We start from the raw sequence: 19,956 nt of genomic DNA, 5'->3' as shown, positions 1-19,956 counted from the left end.
CCTAAGTATTTAAAAGCACAACTCAAGAGAGAAAGTGTTCATTTTGGATATTAATCTCTAATATTGGTATAAAATATAGCCTATAACCTTGGTATGGTTAAAATTTTTCCATTCATTTTTATTGTTTTATGGTCCTCAGCTTTTGTGACAACAAAACCAATAATAGATAACAGTGATCCCTTCGCAGCATTAGCATTTAGATTTTTTGTGGTAGCTTTTGGTTTCTATATTTATTCAATTTATATAAAACAAAAAATTTTAACAAATTCAAGAAACCTTCTACAATCACTTTTTAGTGGGGTACTTTTTCATGGTGTGTATTTGGGAGGTGTTTTTTATTCAGTTTCAATCGGAATGCCTACCGGTATCGCTGCATTAATTGTAACCTTACAGCCAATTTTAACCAATGCTTTAGCAGGAAAATTTTTAGGTGAAAAAGTTACTTTTAAACAATGGATTGGAGTGATCCTTGGGTTTATTGGTGCAGCTTTAGTTTTAGGTTTTGATATTGGATCAAGTCTTCCTGTTTTTGGAGTGATAGCTTCTTTTATGGCTCTTCTAGCGATCACAACTTCTACTTTATGGCAAAAAAAAATAAGTAATAATTTACCTTTGTCTGTCAGTAATATGTATCAAGCAATAGGTGGCTGTTCTTTTCACATAATAATTATTTTAATTTTTAGTGAACCTTATATTAATTTTACATCCACATTCTTAATAGCAATGAGTCATCAGATATTCCTTGTATCTTTTGGAGCTTTTACAATCTTAATGTTTTTAATTAAGAACAACTCAGCAAGTAAAACTGTTTCTATATTTTTTTTAATACCCCCTACTACCGCAATAATGGCTTGGATATTTTTGAATGAAAAATTGAATAATCTAGATTTAGTTGGTTTTGCTGTGGCAACTTTTGGTGTTTATATTGCAACAAGAAAGCAATAAATTTTTAAATTCCTTTATAACCAAATTCTAAGCAAGCATCAGTAATTGAATGATAAAAAGATTCTCCAAAACTTCTTAATGTAAATATTCTAACTTTATCTGGATTGTCATCTAGCATATCAATTGTAACTGACATTCCGTTATAAATTGAATTTAAACAAGTATTTTTTTTCAATTCATTAAAATTAAAAGGACATCCTTTTTTTAATATCTCTTTTGTATTTTTTCCCTCTATTTGAATTATCGCTCTGCTATGAGATATATTTGTTATGGCGAAATCTGTTTCTGGTAATTTTTCATTAATTTCTTTTAAAATTTCTTTCTTTGAAGAAACTAAAAGCCAGTTATTTGGTCCATTCCATAAAATTCTTGTATTGGTGTTACAGCTTATATTTTGAGTTTCATTTTTTAAGTTCAAATCATCTAACTTAATATTTTCAATAGTTATTGCTGAACTATTATACTTAACAATTTGAATGATTAGATAGTCGCTTAATTCGCTTATTTTTAACAGCTCTTTATCATTTTTTCCTTCATGATCACCAAATAAACCTTTGATATGAATATTCTTTAAAGCAGAAATTGAAGTCATGATCTTACTCTTTCACCTTTTGGATCAACATAATGCGATGAAACAATCTCAACTGGTATTGTTTTATTTTTTAAAGGAGACATTGCAAATAGTTTTTTCCCTATCATATTTTTTCCATCCTTAAGAATTGCTAGTGAAAATGGATTATCGTATTCAACACTCCAACAAGATGCTGAAATATATCCTAATTTAGGATTTGGTGTTGGAGCCATTGCATCTTTAACTAAATGAGACCCTTCCGGGATACTTGTTTTCTTATCAATTGGAACAACCCCTACTACTTTTTGTCTATCTTCAGCTATAAATGCTTCTCTTTCTAATGAGCGTTTCCCTATAAAATCTTTCTTTTTACTAACAAGTCCTTCTAAAGAGTTATCATAAGGAATGGTTCTGCCATCAAGTTCTGATCCTGCAATGTGACCCATTTCAATTCTTAGAGTTGATAATGCTTCAGTGCCATAAGGTTGAATTTTAAATTCTTGTCCTACTTCCATTATCTTCTCCCACATAAAGTTTCCATTATCAGATTCGACATTAACCTCATAAGCAAGCTCTCCTGAAAATGAAATTCTAAAAATTCGTGCGTGAACTCCAAATAAATCTGCTTCTAAATATCCCATAAAAGGTAATCCTTCATTTGAAGCATCAATATTTGGAAATAATTTTTGTAATAAGTCTCTAGATTTTGGCCCAGCAATTGCAGCTCCTGCCCATTGCTCTGTAGTTGAAATCACATTTACATTTAGTTCTGGCCATACAAGTTGTAGATAATATTCAAGATGAGATAAAACATTTGCTGCTTGTGCTGTTGTTGTTGTCATATGATAATGGTTTTCAGAAATTCTCGTTGTTGTTCCATCATCCATAACAATTCCATCTTCTCTTAACATTACACCATACCTTGCTTTACCAACTGGTAGTTTTAACCAAGCATTAGTGTAAACTCTATTTAGTAGCTCTGCTGCATCAGGTCCTTTAATGTCAATTTTACCTAAAGTAGTTACGTCACAAACACCTACATTTGTTCTAACATTTTTAGCTTCTCTTTTTGAACCTTCAAATAAAGTTTCTTCTCCAATTTTATAATATCTTGGTCTCAACCAAACACCTGCGTCTACAAACACAGCATTATTTTTTTCATGCCAAGTGTGCATTGGTGATTTTCTTGTTGGTTTTGAATGTTTGCCAACTTCTCTTCCAACAATTGCACCAATAGTAACTGGTGTATACGGAGGTCTAAAAGTTGTATGACCTACTTCTGGCACTATTTTATTTTCAATGTTTGAAACTAATTGCAAACCGTTAAGATTACTTGTTTTTCCTTGGTCTGTGGCCATTCCTAGTGTCGTGTATCTTTTTACATGTTCTATGGATCGATACCCTTCTTTTAGTGCAATTTCTACATCTGAAACAGCTACATCGTTTTGAAAATCTAAAAATCTTTTATATGTTTTTCCTTTAGGCAAAGGCACACACCAAAATTTATCATGGGTGGTAGATTTTTTTTCCATAACTGTTGGTGATGATGTTTTGTTATCATTATTAGTAATTTTTTTTGAAAGTTCATATCCAGTTTCAAATGAACTTTTTAAAGTTTCTTCTAATGTAAAAGTTCCGTTTGCAGCACCTAATGTTGTTTCATTTTGTTTTGATAATCCAGGTACAAATGCATCTATATCCTTATTAAAAGTAGTTTTATTTCCTGATTGAGAAGCTAAATGTATTGTTGGTGTCCAAAAGCCTGAAACACAAATACAATCACAATTAATATTTTCTAAAGTTCCTAGTTCGTTTTTATCATCAGAAATTTTAGCAACTTCAGCTGATTTAACTTTTTTATACCCTTTTGCAGCAACTACTACGTAAGAAAATTTAATTTTAACATCTAGTTTTTTTGCTTCATCTATAATTTCTGACTTTGGTTCTTTTCTTGTATCTAAAATAATTGGATCAACACCATTTTTTTTAAACTCTATAGCCGTTTCATATCCGCTATCATTATTGGTAAATATTAAAGGTTTTTTACCAACTAACACTCCATAAACTTTTAAATATTCTTTTGCTGCAGAAGACAGCATCACACCTGGTGTATCATTATTTCCAAATACTAAAGGTCTTTCAATTGATCCTGATGAAATTAAAACTTCTTTTGCTCTAATATACCAAAGTCTTTGTTTTGGATTATATTTTTTAGTTTTAGGTAAGTGATCACTTAATTTTTCTGACATCACTAACATATTGTGATCATAGTAACCAAATACTTGAGATCTATTTTTAACAATAACATTAGGCATTTCTTTAAGTTCAGAAATAATATTTTCTGCCCATTCTTTTCCTGTTTGATTTCCAATATTAACCTCGCTAGTTAATAAAGTTCCACCAAATCTAGGCTTGTCTTCTGCTAAAATTACTCTTGCTCCATTTTTAGCAGCAGCATATGCACTTGCTAAACCAGAGGGTCCTGAACCTGCAATTAACAAATCACAATACTCATATTTATGTTCATATCTTTCCTTGTCATGTTCAATTGATGCAACCCCAAGTCCTGCTGCTTTTCTTATAAATGGCTCATAAACTTTGTACCAAAAACTTTTTGGCCACATAAACGTTTTGTAATAAAATCCTGCTGGAAGAAATATTTTTAACAAATTGTTGATAGCACCAATATCAAAATTAACACTTGGCCAACAATTTACACTTGTTGCTTCCAAACCTTCAAAGAGCTCTTGTTCTGTAGCTTTTACATTCGGTTCAGTTTCATTATTTCTGTATAATTGAACAATTGCGTATGGCTCATCTACACCTGCACCAAAAAAACCTCTGGGTCTATGATATTTAAAGCTTCTTCCTATTAAATGAACTCCATTAGCCAGTAATGCTGAAGCTAAGGTATCTCCCTCGTAACCAAAGTAAGTTACTCCATTAAACTTAAATGAGATTTTTTTATCTCTATTTATTAATCCAACATTATCTAATCTATAATTTTGTGTCATATTAAATATCTTCGCTAGCTTTAACGGTTTTAAATATTTCGTGAGTTGCAGTGTCTCTTTCTACTTTAATCCACTGTCTGCATCCTGATATATGTTGCCATAGCTCTTTGTGTTTTCCTCTTAAACTTTTTCTATTATAGACAAAATTATCCCAATCTTGATCTGAAACTTCTTTATTAAGTTCTGGTCTTTTAACGGTTGCATCACCACCGTATGAAAATTCATTTTGAGATCTCATCCCACAGTGAGGACATTTAATATGAAGCATTTATGAAATCCACGTTTTAGTTCCAAGTCCTTTTTCATCTAATAAGTGACCTGTGTGAAATCTATTTAAACTATATCCAGCATTTAATTTGTGAACTCTATCTTGTGCAATTGTATGTGCAAATGTCCATCCTGATGCTGGTGTTGCTTTAAATCCACCATAACACCATCCACAATTTAAATATAATCCTTCAATATGAGTTTTATCTATTATAGGTGAGCCGTCCATAGACATATCCATTATCCCACCCCAAGTTCTAAGCATTTTTAGTTTGCTAAGAAAAGGCATCATCGCAATTCCTTCAGTTAAAACATGTTGAAGGGTTGGAAGGTTTCCTCTTTGCGCATAGCTATTATAGCCATCCAAATCTCCTCCCATTACCATCTCACCTTTATCCGACTGACTAATATAAAAGTGTCCTGCACCAAAAGTTACAACTTTATCTAAAACAGGTTTAACTGGTTCTGAAACACAAGCTTGTAAAAGATGTGTTTCAATTGGTACTGTCATATTTAATTTCTCTGCTAAAACATTTGTACTACCTGCAACACACAGTCCAATTTTTTTAACTTTAATATCTCCTCGTGAAGTTCTAACTCCTTGAATTTTTCCACCTATAACATCAAAACCTGTTACTTCACAATTTTGAATAATATCTACACCCATTGAATCTGCTTGACGTGCATAACCCCAAGCAACAGCATCATGCCTTGCCGTTCCAGCGCTTGGTTGCATCAGTCCGCCAAATATAGGAAACCTTACATTGTCTGAAAAGTCAGCCATTGGAATAATTTCTTTTACCTCTTCTCTATTTAATAAAACTGCATCGATACCATTTAATCGCATTGAGTTTCCTCTTCTTGCAAAAACATTCATCTGGGCATCTGAGTGAGCAAGGTTAATAATTCCTCTTGGAGAAAACATTACATTGTAATTTAAATCCTGACTCATTCGTCTCCACAAATCCATTCCAAACTCACTGAACAATGCATTATCGTCATGCATGTAGTTTGATCTAATGATTGTGGTATTTCTTCCAACATTTCCACCCCCGATCCAACCTTTTTCAATGATAGCAACGTTTGTAATATTGTGCTCTTTAGCTAAATAATAAGCAGTTGCTAGGCCGTGACCACCTCCACCAATTATAACCACATCATATTCTTTTTTAGGAGTTGGATCTTTCCAGGCCAAATCCCAATTTTGATGACCAGAGAAGGCATTTTTAATCAAATTAAATATAGAATATTTTTGCATAAAATAATTTTATACAAAGGAATATAAATAGTTCTTATTTTTTTTATATATATTTTTTAGAAGTTTCCAAAAATTTAAAATAAGATATCAATTGGGCATTAAAAATTAATTTTATAGGAGTTTAAAATGAGCGAAGTTAAGTCAGACATTCAAATAGCTAGAGAAGCTAAAATGCAACCTATAAATGATATTTTAGCCAAGATAAATGTGCCTGATGAAAGCTCAGCTTTTAGTCCAATGGGAAGACACATTGCAAAGATTAATTTAGAATATTTAGACACTTTAAAAGATAAACCAAATGGAAAACTTGTATTAGTGACGGCAATCACTCCTACCCCAGCTGGTGAAGGAAAAACTACAACTTCAGTTGGTTTAAATGATGGATTAAACAAAATTGGAAAAAAATCCATTGTTTGTTTAAGAGAACCAAGCCTTGGTCCCTCTTTTGGAATGAAAGGTGGAGCAGCAGGTGGTGGTTATGCTCAAGTAGTTCCAATGGAACAAATTAATTTACATTTTACTGGAGATTTTCATGCAATAACATCAGCTCATAATTTGTTGTCAGCCTTAATTGATAATCATATCTATTGGGGAAATAAACTTGATATAGATGTTAGAAGAATTGTCTGGAAAAGAGTAATCGATATGAACGATCGTTCTTTAAGATCTATAAATATAAACTTAGGTGGAGTTGCAAATGGTTTTCCAAGAGAAGATGGTTTTGATATTACTGTTGCATCTGAAATCATGGCAATCTTTTGCTTATCAAATGATTTAGAAGATTTAGAAAAGAGAATAGGAAATATTACAATTGCTTATACTAGAGATAAAAAACCTGTTTATGCTAAAGATTTAAAAGCACAAGGTCCAATGACAGTATTATTAAAAGATGCAATTCGACCTAACGTTACTCAAACTTTAGAAAATAATCCTGCAATTATTCATGGTGGCCCTTTTGCTAACATTGCTCATGGCTGTAATTCTGTAATTGCAACAAAGACTGGACTAAAACTTGCTGACTATGTTGTGACAGAAGCAGGATTTGGTGCAGACCTTGGTGCAGAAAAATTCCTTGATATTAAATGTAGAAAATCAGATTTAAAACCTAGTTGTGTTGTAATTGTTGCAACTATTAGAGCATTAAAAATGCATGGTGGTGTAGCAAAAGATGATCTTAAAACAGAAAATGTAGAAGCCTTAAAAAAAGGTCTAGTTAACCTTCAAAGACATGTAGAAAATGTAAAAAAATTTGGTTTACCAGTTGCAGTAGCTGTTAATCATTTTATTAAAGATACAGAGAATGAAGTAAAAGCTTTGATAGAATTTTGTGACACTATTGGAGTTAAAGCAAGTCTTTGTACTCATTGGGCAAATGGTGGCGAAGGTACGAAAGAACTTGCAAGTCATGTTGCTGAATTATGTGAGAAAAATGAGGATAAATTTAAATTCTTATATGAAAGTAAAACTCCTCTTTTTAAAAAAATAGAAACAATTGCAAAAGAAATTTATAGAGCAGATGAGGTTATTGCAGATACTAAAATTAGAGATCAATTAAAAAGCTTTGAAGATGCTGGATATGGTGACTTTCCAATTTGTATTGCAAAAACCCAATACAGCTTCTCAACAGATCCAAGCTTAAAAGGTGCACCAACAGGACACTCTTTACCAATTAGGGAGATTAAACTTTCTTCTGGAGCAGAGTTTATTGTTGTTATATGTGGAGCTGTTATGACGATGCCTGGGTTACCAAGAGTTCCAGCAGCAGATTCAATTAAGCTAAATAAAGATGGTGAAATTGAAGGTCTATTTTAGAAACTAGTTACGCAGATAATTAAGCCAGTTTCTAACTTCACATGTTCTGTCATTAAAATCTAATAGTTCATTTTGAGATTTTATGTATGAGATATGACTTTCATACTCTTCTTCATTTAAAAAATTTTTATTTACAAATAGTCGTTCTTTACGACCTTCAATAAGTTTAAGCATCTGAAAGTACTCATAATCAGGATGATACTGTAAGCCAATAATTTCAGAGTTTCCCGCTCTAAAACTAACACCCATTACATTGTTAACTTTATCACTTGATAGAAGAATAGCATTTTCCGGTAATTCACTTACTTCATCAAAATTAAATGCTGGTGATGTAAAAATTTTTTTCTTATCTTTGTAAATAAAATGCTTCTCACCTTCATTATTAATAATTACATCTGATGCAATTCCAATGTGAGCACCATTTTTACCAGGGTTTACCTTGCCTCCAGCTGCTGTAGAACAAACTTGTAATCCCCAACAAATAGCTAAAATCTTCTTTTTTTGAGTAAAACAATTTGATGCAAAATTAATATGTTTCTTAATCACATCCGTCATATCATTTATTCGCATTGCACCACCCGTAAAGACAATACCATTATATTTACTCATGTCTTTTAGAGCATTCGTAGTCTCATCATCATTACCAGGATTTATAATTTCAGTAATTGCAGATGGTTCTATTTTTAAGATTAAATTTTTTAAATTATCTGCTGCAGAAGCTCCAGCTGCTTTAATAAAAAACTCACTATCTTCTCTAATATTTCCTTCAACAATTAAAATATTTAAATCACTCATTTAAACAATTCACCCGTCATACTGTTCTGGTACATTATCCTCATATCATCCTCAGTTAATTTTTTTGGATTTCCTCCAGTAGATGGGTCTGCTAAAGCCATTTTTGATAATCTATCAATATCAAAATCTTTTTCATCAATCACTTCTGATAATTTATGAGGCATATCAAGTTTTTTTCTTAAATCTAAAACCCAGTTAACAAAACCATCAAAAGATCTGTCTTTAAGTTCTAAATAGTCACAAATTTTAATTATTTTCTTTTCAATTACATCTTTGTTAAAAGTTAACACGTAAGGCATAAATATTGCATTAGATAAACCGTGATGAATATTATTTAATGCATTGACAGGGTGACTTAGAGAATGAATTGCTCCTAGTCCTTTTTGAAATGCAGTTGAGCCCATACTAGCTGCTGTTAACATATTCATTCTTGCTTCAATATTAGATCCATTGCTAACAGCTTCTAATAGCCACTTATCAATTAATCTCATTCCTTCTAAAGCAATTCCATCTGCCATCGGATGATAGCCTGGTGCGCAATAGGCTTCTAAATTATGTGCTAGTGCATCCATTCCAGTTGCTGCAGTCATTTTTGCTGGTAATCCAACTGTTAAAATTGGATCTAAAATAACTATTGATGGTAAAAATTTTGGATGAAAAATAATATTTTTCACGCCTGTTTCTTCATTTAATATTACTGATGCTCTGCCAGTTTCAGAACCAGTGCCCGCAGTAGTAGGTACTGCAATAATGGGAGCAATCTTATCAGAGTTTGCTTTAGTCCAATTATCTCCAACATCTTCGAAATCCCAAATAGGTAGATTTTGACCTGACATAAAAGCAACTGCTTTACCAACATCTAAACCACTACCACCTCCAAACGCAATAACACCATCACAATTGTTTTTTTTATAACTATCAACACCTTCATTAACATTCGTGCCAGTTGGGTTACCAACAACATTTGAATATAATGCAGCAATAATTCCACCCTCTTTTAAAATCGATAAAGTGTTTTTAACAATAACTGATTGAGCTAATCCATTATCAGTAACAAGCAGTGGCTTTTTAATGTTTAAATTTTTACATGCTGAAGCAACATCATTAATTCTATTTTCACCTACCCACATTGTAGTAGGATAATTCCAGTTGTATTTTTGCATATTATGTTTTAGTGTTTTATAAAGTTGGTTGATGTATATCACTTTCTAAAATAATTTTAACCGAAATATTTATGCAAAAAACTATTACACCTATTGATAATACCCTTTATATCGAAAGAAATTATGATGGAGCTAAAATAGAAGAAACTATTAATGGCTCAATGAAAGCTCAAAAAATGTGGGCCGATCTAGATATTAAAGAAAGAGTAAAACTATTAACAAGTTTTGTTGAAGATTTTTTATCAAGAAGCGATCTGATTTGTGAAGAACTAAGTAGACAAATTGGTAGACCTATTTCTCAAGCGGCTGGTGAATTAAAGGGCTTTAAAGAAAGAGCCGATTACATGCTATCTATTGCAGAAAAGAAATTATCAAATATTGATGTAGCAAAAGATGATAATTTTAAAAGTTATATAAAAAGAAAAGCTCTTGGTGTAGTTTTTGTAATAGCGCCATGGAACTATCCATACCTCGTTGCAGTAAACTCTATAATACCAGCTATGGCAGCAGGTAATTCTGTTATATTAAAACATTCTGCTCAAACCCCTTTATGTTCTGAGCAACTTTACCAATCAGCTAAAAAAATTCTGCCTAAGGATATTTTTAATTATTTACATTTAAACCATGAAGATAGTTTAAAAATTGTTTCTGATAAGCGAATTAATTTTGTCTCATTCACTGGATCAGTAAAAGCAGGTTACGATGTTCAAAGAGCAACTCAGAATAAATTTATTGATATGACTTTAGAATTGGGTGGTAAAGATCCAGCTTATGCCAGATATGATTGTGACTTAGAAAAAACAGTTGAAAATTTGGTTGATGGATCTTTTTTTAACTCAGGTCAATCATGTTGTGGAATAGAAAGAATTTATGTTGATGAAAAAATTTATAATAATTTTTTAGAATTGTTTGTTTCAAAAACTTATAATTACAAACTTGGAAATCCATTAGAAAAAGAAACCAACTTAGGTCCTGTGGTTAAACTATCAGCTGCTGATTTTATTTTACAACAAATAAACTCTGCAATTGATAAAGGTGCAAAAAAAATGATTGATGAAAGTAAATTTAACTTTTCAAAAGAACATAAAAATTATTTAATTCCTCAGGTTTTAACAAACGTGAACCATGATATGGCTTTTATGACTGAAGAAACTTTTGGACCCTGTGTTGGGATTATGAAGGTTAAAGATGATAATGAAGCAATTAAATTAATGAATGATAGTCCTTATGGATTAACAGCTTCAGTTTGGACAAAAGATCTTGATGTTGCTCAAAAAATTGGCAATCAAATTAATACAGGCACGTTTTATATGAATAGATGTGATTATCTAGATCCTGCATTATCATGGACTGGTGTTAATGAAACCGGAAAAGGTTGTTCGCTATCTGAGGTAGCTTATGAAAAATTAACTTCACCAAAAAGCTTTCACTTAAGAAAAGAACAATAAAATGAAATTAAATTTTAAAGGTAAAACTGCTGTAATCACTGGTGCAAGTGGTGGTATGGGTTTAGAGATGTCAAAAAAACTATCTCAAAACAATATTTCAGTTTTAATGTTAGATTTAAAAAGTCCTAGTAAAGAATTTTTAGATAATAATAAAAAATGTGAATTTAAAAAAGTTGATGTAACTAATTTTAATAAATTGAAAGTATATATCGATAATTTTTATAAAAAACACAAAAGATTAGACTACCTAGTTAATACAACTGGTGTTCTTTGGTTTGATAAAGATGTCTCAGCAGTAAATATAGATTCTAATGTATGGGATAAAGTTTTTGAAATAAATTTAAAATCTATGATGTATCTTTCAAAAATTATTGTACCTAAAATGATTAAAAATAAATTTGGTTCAATGGTGCATATATCTTCCATTGATGCATTATCTGGTGATGACAAACCTCAAGATGCCTATGGTGCTTCAAAAGCAGCAATGATTAGACTTTCAAAGTCCTTTGCCATTCAATTTGCATCTAACAAAATTAGATCAAATATAATCTTACCTGGACCAATAGATACGGGTATGCAGATTAGATGGAAAAAAAATCCTAATACAAAGAAAAATTTAGAAAAATTTATTCCTTTACATAAAGTAGGTAAACCCGAAGATATTTCAAATGCTTCTTTATTCCTATTAAGTGATCAAGCAGATTATATTACTGGAACTGAATTGATTGTTGATGGGGGTCTTACGGCTAAGCCGTAGTTATTAACTTTAGGCGCCTCTTTCTTGAGGCGCCTAAAAAATATTAATTATCTGTAAGGGTATCCAGCTTTTTCCATTGTGTTTGCATACAACTTAAATGCATCCACAACTTTTTTAGCTCTTGGACTAATACTTGAAGTCTCATCCCAGAATGCTTTAGAGTCGTTTACGACTTTAGCCCATTCATTATCAGGAAGACTTGTTAGTTCCATTTTTTTCCCATTAACACGAAGATCAGCTTCTCCACCCCAATACCAAACTTGTCTATAATAATGAGAGTCATTAATAGACATTCTGTAAAGTGCTTGAAGTTTTGGACTTAATTTGTCCCAAGCTTTTTGATTAGCAAAGTACGATCCAAACCATGCTCCTGTAACAGAGTTAGTTAATGCATATTTACAGATATCAGCCCAACCCACTTCATATGCCTCAGTAAATCCGCACCACGCAACACCATCCAGTTCTCCGGTTTGCATAGCAACCTCAACATCGTCCCAAGGAACCGTGACTGGTATTAGGCCATATTGAGCTAAGAATTTTCCAGCAGTAGGCACACCAAAGACTCTTAAGCCCTTCATGTCCGCAAGAGATGTAACTTTTTTATTCACAGTGAAAAGATGGCATGGATCCCAAGCACTTGTGCTTAACCATTTGACACCCTTAACTTCACTATAGGCTTCATCCCAAATTTCATTTAAACCATAATATTTAAATAAGGCTGGAACGTCTAAGCTATATCTAGTTGCAAATGGAAAATATCCACCAAACACAGAGATATCAACGGGTGACCCCATTGTAGCATCATCACTTTGTACGGCATCTAAAGTTCCTGCTTGCATGGCTCTGAATAGTTCATCAGTAGGAACTAATTGATCCGCATAATACAGTTCAATTTCCATTTCACCATAAGCAGCTTTATTAAATGCTTCAATTTGTGGTTTGATAACATGTGCACCAAGCGGAGCCCCTGAATATGTTTGAAGCCTCCATTTAATTGGGTTTGATGCAGAATAAGCGTAAGGTGCTTTAACAACACTTGCTCCTGCTACACCAAAAGTTAACAAGCCAGCTTTCTTAATAAACGATCGCCTCTTACTTGTTATTATTTTTTTTTCTTTTTTCATTAACTCTCCCTATTAGTTAAAAAATATTCTTAAACCCTATTATAAAAAAAATTATGATTAAACCAAAAAATGAAATATTTTATTCCACTAAATGATAATTTTTTCAACTTTAAAACCTAAAGTTGTATTATTATTTTTTATAAGTACTTATTTGGAAGATAAGTTGCAATTTGAGGAAAAACCATAACCAAAATCAATGCTAAGAGCATCACTAAGAGAAACGGTGTAATAGATTTATAAATATCAGATAAAGTTATTTCTTTTGGTGCCATTGCTCTCATAAGAAATAAATTATAACCAAACGGAGGGGTCATATATGCAATCTGACACGTAATTGTGTAAAGAACGCCGTACCAGATTGGATCGAATCCCAATGAGATAATTAGAGGTACATAAAGTGGCGCCACTATAACTAACATCGCCGTATCATCTAAAAACATTCCCATAAATATATAGGAAAGTTGCATCATAATTAAAACTCCCCAAGGAGTTAAATGCCATCTTTCTATAAATAAAGTTTCAATTGCACGCGCAGCACCAAGACCATCAAATACCGCTCCAAAACATAGTGCAGCTAATATTATCCACATAAACATGCAAGAAACACCAAGAGTTTTTCTAAGTGTTGTATCAAGAACTTTTCGAGTAAATCTTTTTTTGTAAATGGATGCTAAAGTTGCAAGTAAAGCACCTACAGCAGAACACTCAACTAAACTTGCTATACCCATTAAGAATAATCCAGTCATGGACATAAATATTACAAATGGAATTATTCCAGCTGTTAAAAGTTTTAGTTTTTCTTTAAGTGGAATATTTCTTTCTTTTTCACTTAATACAGGACCTAATTCAGGTTGAAGACGACATCTTACATAAATATAAATTATAAATAAGGTAGCCATTAAAAGGCCTGGTAAAAGTCCTGCAAGCCAAAGTTTACTTACTGGTTGACGTGCTATCATTCCATAAAGGACCATTACAACACTTGGGGGTATTAAAATTCCTAACGAACTTCCTGCTTGAACAACACCAGTAATCATTCTTTTATCATAATTACGTTTTAACATTTCAGGGAGAGCAATAGTTGCCCCTATAGCCATACCAGCAACACTTAATCCATTCATAGCTGAAATTCCAACCATCATGAACATTGTACCAATTGCTAAGCCTCCTTTTATTCCACCAAAAAATACATGGAACATTTTATATAAATCACTAGCAATACCTGACTCTGAAATCATAAAACCCATGTAAATAAAAAGTGGAAGCGTAAGCATTGGATACCACTTAAAAAGTTTCCATGTAGCCGTATATGGCATTTCAATAGCTCCATTTCCCCAAACTAATAATGCTGAAATAACAGCCACAAATCCAATTGCACCAAACACTCTTTGACCAGTAAACATCATTGCCAACATCGTTATGAACATGAACAATGCAATAAATTCATAACTTAGATATTGAGCTAGCATTATATTTTAATACCTTTAATTTTTGCGATATCTTTAATTAACATTGAAAAAGCTTGTAATAACATCAAGAGTATACCCAGTAACATCAAAGATTTTATGGGCCAAAGATAAGGCGCCCAAGCAGTAAAAAGTTTTTGTTTGTATTCCAATGTATATTGTAAACTTGAAATAGAGCCATAAAGAAGAACTACCAAGAAAAAAATCAAGAAAATACTTGTAAAAACATCCATTTTAGCTTTACCTTTTGCAGATAGTTTCCCATAGAATAAATCCATTCTAACATGATCATCAGTAATCATCGAGTAGCCACCCCCAAGTAAATAATACGCTGTAAGAGTAAATTGAGCCATCTCTATAATCCACATTAAAGGATAGTTAATAATGTTTCTCGTAACGAAAGATAATATTAAAAGAAACATCATAAAAAAAATACCGTACATTACAAATCTGCCAACTTTGACACAAATATTGTCTATTATATTTACATAAATTGAAAATATTTTTGGCATAAATTTCTAATTTTTATTTTTTTTGATTTCTTCTTCACAAAATTTTTTAGCTTCCACAAGATCAGTAATTTTAGATTTAGACAGTTTTTGGCTTCCAGCTAAACAGGCATCTACTGCTCTTTTAAGATTATGGTCGCTAAAATTTAAAATAACCACCATTCCAAGTATTATAAAAATAAATATTAATATATTTTTTACCATTGAATTTCTAATTTCTTATTATCACATATAGTATTTAACATACTAAACATTAATGGAAAATGTTTAGAATTAAGATCTTGTAAAATTTTAGGACCAATTTCCAATGCAAGTTGTGCACCTTCAACTGTAATATTTTTCATAAATTTTTCTTTAGCTTCTTTATAAAGGTATCCTTCACCTAAATATTTTCCCATCAAGCTATTTCTTCCTCCTATTGCACTAACATACAAATCACCTAAACCAGCTAGGCCATAAACAGTTTCAGGTCTTCCTCCATAGAAAGAAACAAACTCAACCATTTCAGATATTGATCTATGAATTAATGAGGCGGATGTATTTAAATAATATTTAGATTGAATTTCTTTAGGTGCTTTTGAATTACTTAACCCTTCTGAGGCTCCAATTAGCATAGAATAAATATTTTTAATTGCACCTGATAATTCAATGCCAGTTAAGTCATCTGATACTTCTGTTGAATAGTAATCTGTTGATATAATCTTTTTTAATTTTTCAGTTTCTTTGATATCTGGGTTTGCAATAACTGTGCCTGTCCTCATTTTATATGCAAGACCTGCTGCCAAGCAGGGTCCTTTAATCGCTGAAATATTTACTTCTGTATGACCTTCATCTTTGAGAAGTTTTTTAATTTTATCTGAAAGCGTTATTAATTCATTACCCTCAATAGCCAGGCCTTTGGTTAATAAAATAATGGGAAGATTTTTTTTGTAGCTCTTTGTAATTTGCTTAACAAACCATTCAATTCCTACCGAGCTAACTCCAGCAACCATGATATCTACTCCCTCTTCAAGTATTGATTGTAATTTTTCAAATTTTTCTACTTTCAATTTTAAAGGCAATTCAATATTTAAAGCTGGATGAAGATTGTTATTAGATTTAATATTACTTATTAAATCATCTTCTAAATGCGTACCAACGAGTGTTACCTCATTTTGGTTTTCAAGACATGGTACGGCAAAAGCTGATCCCATTGCTCCAGCACCAATGATAATAATTTTTTTCATAATTTAGTATTTTTTTATATTAATTTTTAGCATTTTGTTGGTAAAGTACAGTTATAAATTAATAGAGAGAGATGATATTATGACAAAAGTAGCTATTATTGGCGCTGGCCCTTGTGGTTTATCCGCTTTAAGATCCTTTGAACAAGCAGAAAAAAATGGTGAGAAAATACCTGAAATAGTTTGTTTTGATAAGCAAGAAGATTGGGGAGGATTATGGAACTACAGTTGGAGAACTGGATCTGATCAATATGGTGACCCTGTACCTAATAGTATGTATCGATATCTTTGGTCAAACGGCCCTAAAGAATGTTTAGAATTTGCTGACTACTCATTTGATGAACACTTTGGAAAACCAATTCCTTCTTTTCCACCTAGAGCAGTTTTATATGATTATATTTTAGGTAGAGTTAAAAAGGGAAATATAAAATCTAAAATAAAATTTAACACCTCTGTTACTAATGTTTCTTATGTAAACAATAACTTTGAGATTACTTATCGAGATAAAAAAAATGACAAAATTTCGAAAGATATTTTTGATTACGTAATTGTATCTACTGGTCATTTTTCGGTTCCATTCATCCCAGAATATCCTGGAATGAAATCATTTCCTGGAAGAATAATGCATTCTCATGATTTTAGAGATGCAGAAGAATTTCGAGGCAAGAATGTTGTTGTTTTAGGAAGTAGTTATTCTGCTGAAGATGTTGCTCTTCAGTGTCATAAGTATGGGGCAAAAAGTGTTACTATTGGTTATAGACACAATCCGATGGGATTTAAATGGCCGAAAGGTATGAAAGAAGTTTTTCATCTAGATAGACTTGAGGGGAATAAGGCAATATTTAAAGATGGCCACGTGCAAGAAGCAGATGCTGTAATTTTATGTACTGGATATCTTCATCATTTCCCTTTTATATCTGAAGATCTTAAATTAAAAACTGGCAATAGATTATATCCACCTATGCTATACAAAGGTGTAGTTTGGCAAAATAATCACAAATTAATGTATTTAGGTATGCAAGATCAATTTCATACTTTTAATATGTTTGATTGTCAGGCTTGGTTTGCAAGGGATGTTATAATGGGAAAAATTAAAGTTCCAAATGACTCTGAAATTGAAAAAGATATTAATAAATGGGTATCAATGGAAGAAAAATTGGAAAATCCTGAACAAATGATAGATTTTCAAACTGAGTACACCAAAGAACTTCATGATTTATCTGATTATCCTAAAATTGATTTTGAATTAATTAGAAAAACTTTTAAAGAATGGGAGCATCATAAAGTGGAAAATATAATGACTTATAGAAATAAATCATTTGCTTCACCAGTGACAGGCTCTGTTGGACCAATTCACCATACACCATGGGAAGAAGCTATGGACGACTCTTTAAAAACATTTTTAAATAAATAAAAGATTTATTATCTAGTTTAAGAGAATATTAGCTATCCTATACCAAGGTGTTTTTTTCTTTTTCCAACCCACGTTCTGATTAAATGGTCAAATATTAGGCCAATAAAAGCAACACAAAGTCCCAACGTCAATCCTATACCTGCACCCTTTTTATCAGATAGAGCTTTTAGAATGTACTGTCCTAAATCTTCTGTTCCAATAAAAGCCCCAATAATTACCATGAACAAAGCAAATACAATTGTTTGATTTAAACCAAGCATCATGTGAGGAAAAGCTAAAGGGAATTCAATTTTTAATAACCTTTGTACTTTATTTACACCTGACATTGTGGCAGCGTCATGTAAAGCTTCTGGAACACTTCTTAAACCTTCAATAGTATACCTTGTTGCAGGTATAGTTGCATAAACTATTACAGCAATTAATACTGAAGTATCTGTAACTCCAAAAAGCATCATCACAGGAATCAAGTATACAAACGAAGGGAAGGTTTGAAAGATATCACAAACGCCCAGCATAAAATTTGCAGTATGCTTGTTTTGAAATGATATAATTCCAACTGTAAATCCAATTATAGTGGATATAAAAACTCCAAAAGTTGCCATGTACAATGTAACTAAAGCTCTATCCCACCAAGGACTCAATGCAATAAATAAAGTTAATCCGCCCACTACAAGAGCTGAACGAATTCCTCCAATTATATAACCCGCTCCAATGACTAAAACTAAAGTAGCAACTGCTGGCATTCTTAAATATAAAGCTCTCATGGGTTGCAACACATCTACTATCAACCAAGTATTAAAAATCTTTAAAGTATGAAAGAAAGTATCCCAAATCCAATCCACACCTTTATTCCAAAAATCTGCTGTTGATATTCCTTTATTGTGAGGAACTTCAAATAAATAATTAGACCCATCTTTAAAATAAAATGACCCCAGATATGAAAAAATAATTCCTAGAATTACAGCAGCTGCAAAAAATAATATATTTTTATTACGCTGAAAATAAGTCAAGTTACCAAAATAATCTATTTGCTTATTTGCCCAAGCTAAGGACATCTTATCCAAAAGTATTGCAATCAAACTAATACATAAACCAGCCTCTAATGCTAATCCAATATTTAGCTGGTTTAATGCTAATAATAAATTAAACCCTAAACCTTTTGCTCCTATAAAAGCTGAAATAACTGCCATAGAAAAACACACCATTATGACCTGGTTAACTCCAATTAAAATATCTCTTCTAGCAGTAGGAATTAATACTTTAGTCATCAGTTGCCAATTATTACACCCACTCATTCTACCAGCCTCAATAACCTCAGAGGGTATTCCTCTTAGACCTAACAAGGTTAATAATATCATTGGTGGAACCGCTACAACCATAGTTATAATAACTGCAGCATGATCACCAATGCCAAAAAGAACAATTGCAGGAACTAATACTGCGTATTGAGGCATAGTTTGCATAACCAAAAGTATTGGATATAAGAATTTTTCTACACGTTTGCTTTTAAATGCCATAACTCCAAAAGTTAAACCAAAAAGAAAAGAAAGTGGTGCTGCTACTAATATAAAAGAAAGAGTTTGCATCGAAGGTTTCCATTGACCAAAAACAGAAATATAAATCATGACTAAACCTGCAAATAAAGCTAAGCCTTTACCGCTTAATTTATATCCAAGTATTACCGCACCTGCTGTAACGATTGTCCAAGGTAATCCTGGCAGTTCTGCCCATGGATTTGCATCTATCCAATCCCAACTACTAAATGAAACAATTGTTTCAACACCTCCTAATAAAATTTCTCTTATTAACTCTATAAGAAACGTCATAAATGAAGTTAAATTTCTTGTAATTTGTAAAAGTAGAGGTTGAGTTCTGAACTCTTGAATGTCTTCATTCCAAAACTCCATTGGCATCCATTCATTCATTAAAAAAAATAAAGAATCGTTTATCCAAATAGGCAACCATCCAAGTAAAGGTGGTAGTCTCCAAAAAACATCAAACGCATAATATCTCACCTCAGCACCAAATAATGTGTAAGTACTTTGATTAGGGTCTTTAATGAATTCGGCTTGGCCTCTTATAAAATTATAAGTTTCAGGAACTTCTATTGCAAAACATAAGCTAAAAAATACAATTAACAAAAATAACCATTGAAAAAATTTTGGATATTTTTTTAATAATTCCATATTT

The 19,956-nt window shown here is 31.9% G+C and carries 17 protein-coding genes; 5 read left to right on the top strand and 12 right to left on the bottom strand.

The window, feature by feature from the left end; translation table 11 throughout:
* Positions 1-93: 93 nt before the first annotated feature.
* Positions 94-945 carry a DMT family transporter gene (locus AC5SLT_RS01670; protein WP_494592218.1) on the top strand — a complete coding sequence of 284 codons (852 nt, stop codon included), beginning with the start codon at positions 94-96 and terminating at the stop codon, positions 943-945.
* A gap of 4 nt (positions 946-949) precedes the next feature.
* Here AC5SLT_RS01670 and AC5SLT_RS01665 read toward each other — a convergent pair whose 3' ends face one another.
* From AC5SLT_RS01665 to AC5SLT_RS01650, 4 genes are read right to left on the bottom strand one after another with little or no spacing between them, the layout of a single operon-like run.
* Positions 950-1,537 carry a sarcosine oxidase subunit gamma family protein gene (locus AC5SLT_RS01665; protein ID WP_018414298.1) on the bottom strand — a complete coding sequence of 196 codons (588 nt, stop codon included), beginning with the start codon at positions 1,535-1,537 and terminating at the stop codon, positions 950-952.
* Positions 1,534-4,530, bottom strand: a complete 2,997-nt coding sequence (locus AC5SLT_RS01660) for a sarcosine oxidase subunit alpha family protein (protein WP_494592216.1) — start codon at positions 4,528-4,530, stop codon at positions 1,534-1,536. Before AC5SLT_RS01660 ends, AC5SLT_RS01665 begins: the two co-directional genes overlap by 4 nt.
* A 1-nt stretch (position 4,531) precedes the next feature.
* Positions 4,532-4,798 (bottom strand): sarcosine oxidase subunit delta, encoded by a 267-nt coding sequence (locus AC5SLT_RS01655; RefSeq protein WP_006997999.1) that lies wholly within the window; start codon positions 4,796-4,798, stop codon positions 4,532-4,534.
* Entirely contained in the window at positions 4,799-6,055 is a 1,257-nt protein-coding gene (locus AC5SLT_RS01650) for a sarcosine oxidase subunit beta family protein (RefSeq protein ID WP_494592214.1), read from the bottom strand.
* A gap of 126 nt (positions 6,056-6,181) precedes the next feature.
* Between AC5SLT_RS01650 and AC5SLT_RS01645 the strand changes: the two genes are divergently transcribed.
* Complete coding sequence (locus tag AC5SLT_RS01645; protein ID WP_027307074.1) at positions 6,182-7,867, top strand: formate--tetrahydrofolate ligase; 1,686 nt, start codon at positions 6,182-6,184, stop codon at positions 7,865-7,867.
* A gap of 3 nt (positions 7,868-7,870) precedes the next feature.
* Here the strand turns inward: AC5SLT_RS01645 and AC5SLT_RS01640 are convergent, their stop codons facing one another.
* Together AC5SLT_RS01640 and AC5SLT_RS01635 are read right to left on the bottom strand one after the other, a co-directional pair.
* Positions 7,871-8,662 (bottom strand): type 1 glutamine amidotransferase, encoded by a 792-nt coding sequence (locus AC5SLT_RS01640; protein ID WP_011282280.1) that lies wholly within the window; start codon positions 8,660-8,662, stop codon positions 7,871-7,873.
* Positions 8,659-9,825 (bottom strand): iron-containing alcohol dehydrogenase, encoded by a 1,167-nt coding sequence (locus tag AC5SLT_RS01635; protein ID WP_020169583.1) that lies wholly within the window; start codon positions 9,823-9,825, stop codon positions 8,659-8,661. The genes AC5SLT_RS01640 and AC5SLT_RS01635 overlap by 4 nt, the downstream gene beginning before the upstream one ends.
* 71 nt (positions 9,826-9,896) lie before the next feature.
* Here AC5SLT_RS01635 and AC5SLT_RS01630 point away from each other — a divergent pair, with 71 nt between their 5' ends.
* Complete coding sequence (locus AC5SLT_RS01630; protein ID WP_027307076.1) at positions 9,897-11,273, top strand: aldehyde dehydrogenase family protein; 1,377 nt, start codon at positions 9,897-9,899, stop codon at positions 11,271-11,273.
* A gap of 1 nt (position 11,274) precedes the next feature.
* The gene (locus tag AC5SLT_RS01625; protein WP_020169585.1) at positions 11,275-12,030 is read left to right on the top strand and encodes an SDR family NAD(P)-dependent oxidoreductase; all 756 of its coding nucleotides are present in this window, start codon (positions 11,275-11,277) and stop codon (positions 12,028-12,030) included.
* A 47-nt stretch (positions 12,031-12,077) separates the two neighbouring features.
* Here the strand turns inward: AC5SLT_RS01625 and AC5SLT_RS01620 are convergent, their stop codons facing one another.
* The 5 genes from AC5SLT_RS01620 to AC5SLT_RS01600 all read right to left on the bottom strand — a co-directional run bounded on the left by AC5SLT_RS01620 (position 12,078) and on the right by AC5SLT_RS01600 (position 16,355).
* Complete coding sequence (locus AC5SLT_RS01620; RefSeq protein ID WP_020169586.1) at positions 12,078-13,154, bottom strand: type 2 periplasmic-binding domain-containing protein; 1,077 nt, start codon at positions 13,152-13,154, stop codon at positions 12,078-12,080.
* A 137-nt stretch (positions 13,155-13,291) separates the two neighbouring features.
* Positions 13,292-14,623, bottom strand: coding sequence for a TRAP transporter large permease (locus tag AC5SLT_RS01615; protein ID WP_011282285.1), 1,332 nt, complete (start codon positions 14,621-14,623; stop codon positions 13,292-13,294).
* Positions 14,623-15,132, bottom strand: a complete 510-nt coding sequence (locus AC5SLT_RS01610) for a TRAP transporter small permease subunit (RefSeq protein ID WP_020169587.1) — start codon at positions 15,130-15,132, stop codon at positions 14,623-14,625. Before AC5SLT_RS01610 ends, AC5SLT_RS01615 begins: the two co-directional genes overlap by 1 nt.
* Before the next feature lie 6 nt (positions 15,133-15,138).
* The gene (locus tag AC5SLT_RS01605) at positions 15,139-15,333 is read right to left on the bottom strand and encodes a hypothetical protein (RefSeq protein ID WP_020169588.1); all 195 of its coding nucleotides are present in this window, start codon (positions 15,331-15,333) and stop codon (positions 15,139-15,141) included.
* Positions 15,327-16,355: a glycerol-3-phosphate dehydrogenase gene (locus AC5SLT_RS01600; RefSeq protein ID WP_020169589.1), complete on the bottom strand. Its 1,029-nt coding sequence runs from the start codon at positions 16,353-16,355 to the stop codon at positions 15,327-15,329. Before AC5SLT_RS01600 ends, AC5SLT_RS01605 begins: the two co-directional genes overlap by 7 nt.
* 79 nt (positions 16,356-16,434) lie before the next feature.
* Between AC5SLT_RS01600 and AC5SLT_RS01595 the strand changes: the two genes are divergently transcribed.
* The gene (locus AC5SLT_RS01595) at positions 16,435-17,766 is read left to right on the top strand and encodes a trimethylamine monooxygenase (RefSeq protein WP_020169590.1); all 1,332 of its coding nucleotides are present in this window, start codon (positions 16,435-16,437) and stop codon (positions 17,764-17,766) included.
* Between the two features lie 32 nt (positions 17,767-17,798).
* On the opposite strand, the gene tmoV is transcribed toward AC5SLT_RS01595, so the two are convergent.
* A complete protein-coding gene (tmoV, locus tag AC5SLT_RS01590) occupies positions 17,799-19,952 on the bottom strand; it encodes a trimethylamine N-oxide ABC transporter permease protein TmoV (RefSeq protein ID WP_011282289.1) in 2,154 nt (717 codons plus the stop codon).
* Positions 19,953-19,956 lie beyond the last annotated feature (4 nt).

It is taken from the genome of Candidatus Pelagibacter sp. PS_11 (genome assembly GCF_059417975.1).
Note: the sequence above shows the minus strand (reverse complement) of the source record. Positions and strands in the feature narration are given on the sequence as shown.

Excerpts from the sequence above, each read along its gene's own strand:
- AC5SLT_RS01670 (WP_494592218.1), top strand. The coding sequence starts at position 94 with ATGGTTAAAATTTTTCCATTCATTTTTATTGTTTTATGGTCCTCAGCT.
- AC5SLT_RS01665 (WP_018414298.1), bottom strand. The coding sequence starts at position 1,537 with ATGACTTCAATTTCTGCTTTAAAGAATATTCATATCAAAGGTTTATTT.
- AC5SLT_RS01660 (WP_494592216.1), bottom strand. The coding sequence starts at position 4,530 with ATGACACAAAATTATAGATTAGATAATGTTGGATTAATAAATAGAGAT.
- AC5SLT_RS01655 (WP_006997999.1), bottom strand. The coding sequence starts at position 4,798 with ATGCTTCATATTAAATGTCCTCACTGTGGGATGAGATCTCAAAATGAA.
- AC5SLT_RS01650 (WP_494592214.1), bottom strand. The coding sequence starts at position 6,055 with ATGCAAAAATATTCTATATTTAATTTGATTAAAAATGCCTTCTCTGGT.
- AC5SLT_RS01645 (WP_027307074.1), top strand. The coding sequence starts at position 6,182 with ATGAGCGAAGTTAAGTCAGACATTCAAATAGCTAGAGAAGCTAAAATG.
- AC5SLT_RS01640 (WP_011282280.1), bottom strand. The coding sequence starts at position 8,662 with ATGAGTGATTTAAATATTTTAATTGTTGAAGGAAATATTAGAGAAGAT.
- AC5SLT_RS01635 (WP_020169583.1), bottom strand. The coding sequence starts at position 9,825 with ATGCAAAAATACAACTGGAATTATCCTACTACAATGTGGGTAGGTGAA.
- AC5SLT_RS01630 (WP_027307076.1), top strand. The coding sequence starts at position 9,897 with ATGCAAAAAACTATTACACCTATTGATAATACCCTTTATATCGAAAGA.
- AC5SLT_RS01625 (WP_020169585.1), top strand. The coding sequence starts at position 11,275 with ATGAAATTAAATTTTAAAGGTAAAACTGCTGTAATCACTGGTGCAAGT.
- AC5SLT_RS01620 (WP_020169586.1), bottom strand. The coding sequence starts at position 13,154 with ATGAAAAAAGAAAAAAAAATAATAACAAGTAAGAGGCGATCGTTTATT.
- AC5SLT_RS01615 (WP_011282285.1), bottom strand. The coding sequence starts at position 14,623 with ATGCTAGCTCAATATCTAAGTTATGAATTTATTGCATTGTTCATGTTC.
- AC5SLT_RS01610 (WP_020169587.1), bottom strand. The coding sequence starts at position 15,132 with ATGCCAAAAATATTTTCAATTTATGTAAATATAATAGACAATATTTGT.
- AC5SLT_RS01605 (WP_020169588.1), bottom strand. The coding sequence starts at position 15,333 with ATGGTAAAAAATATATTAATATTTATTTTTATAATACTTGGAATGGTG.
- AC5SLT_RS01600 (WP_020169589.1), bottom strand. The coding sequence starts at position 16,355 with ATGAAAAAAATTATTATCATTGGTGCTGGAGCAATGGGATCAGCTTTT.
- AC5SLT_RS01595 (WP_020169590.1), top strand. The coding sequence starts at position 16,435 with ATGACAAAAGTAGCTATTATTGGCGCTGGCCCTTGTGGTTTATCCGCT.
- tmoV (WP_011282289.1), bottom strand. The coding sequence starts at position 19,952 with ATGGAATTATTAAAAAAATATCCAAAATTTTTTCAATGGTTATTTTTG.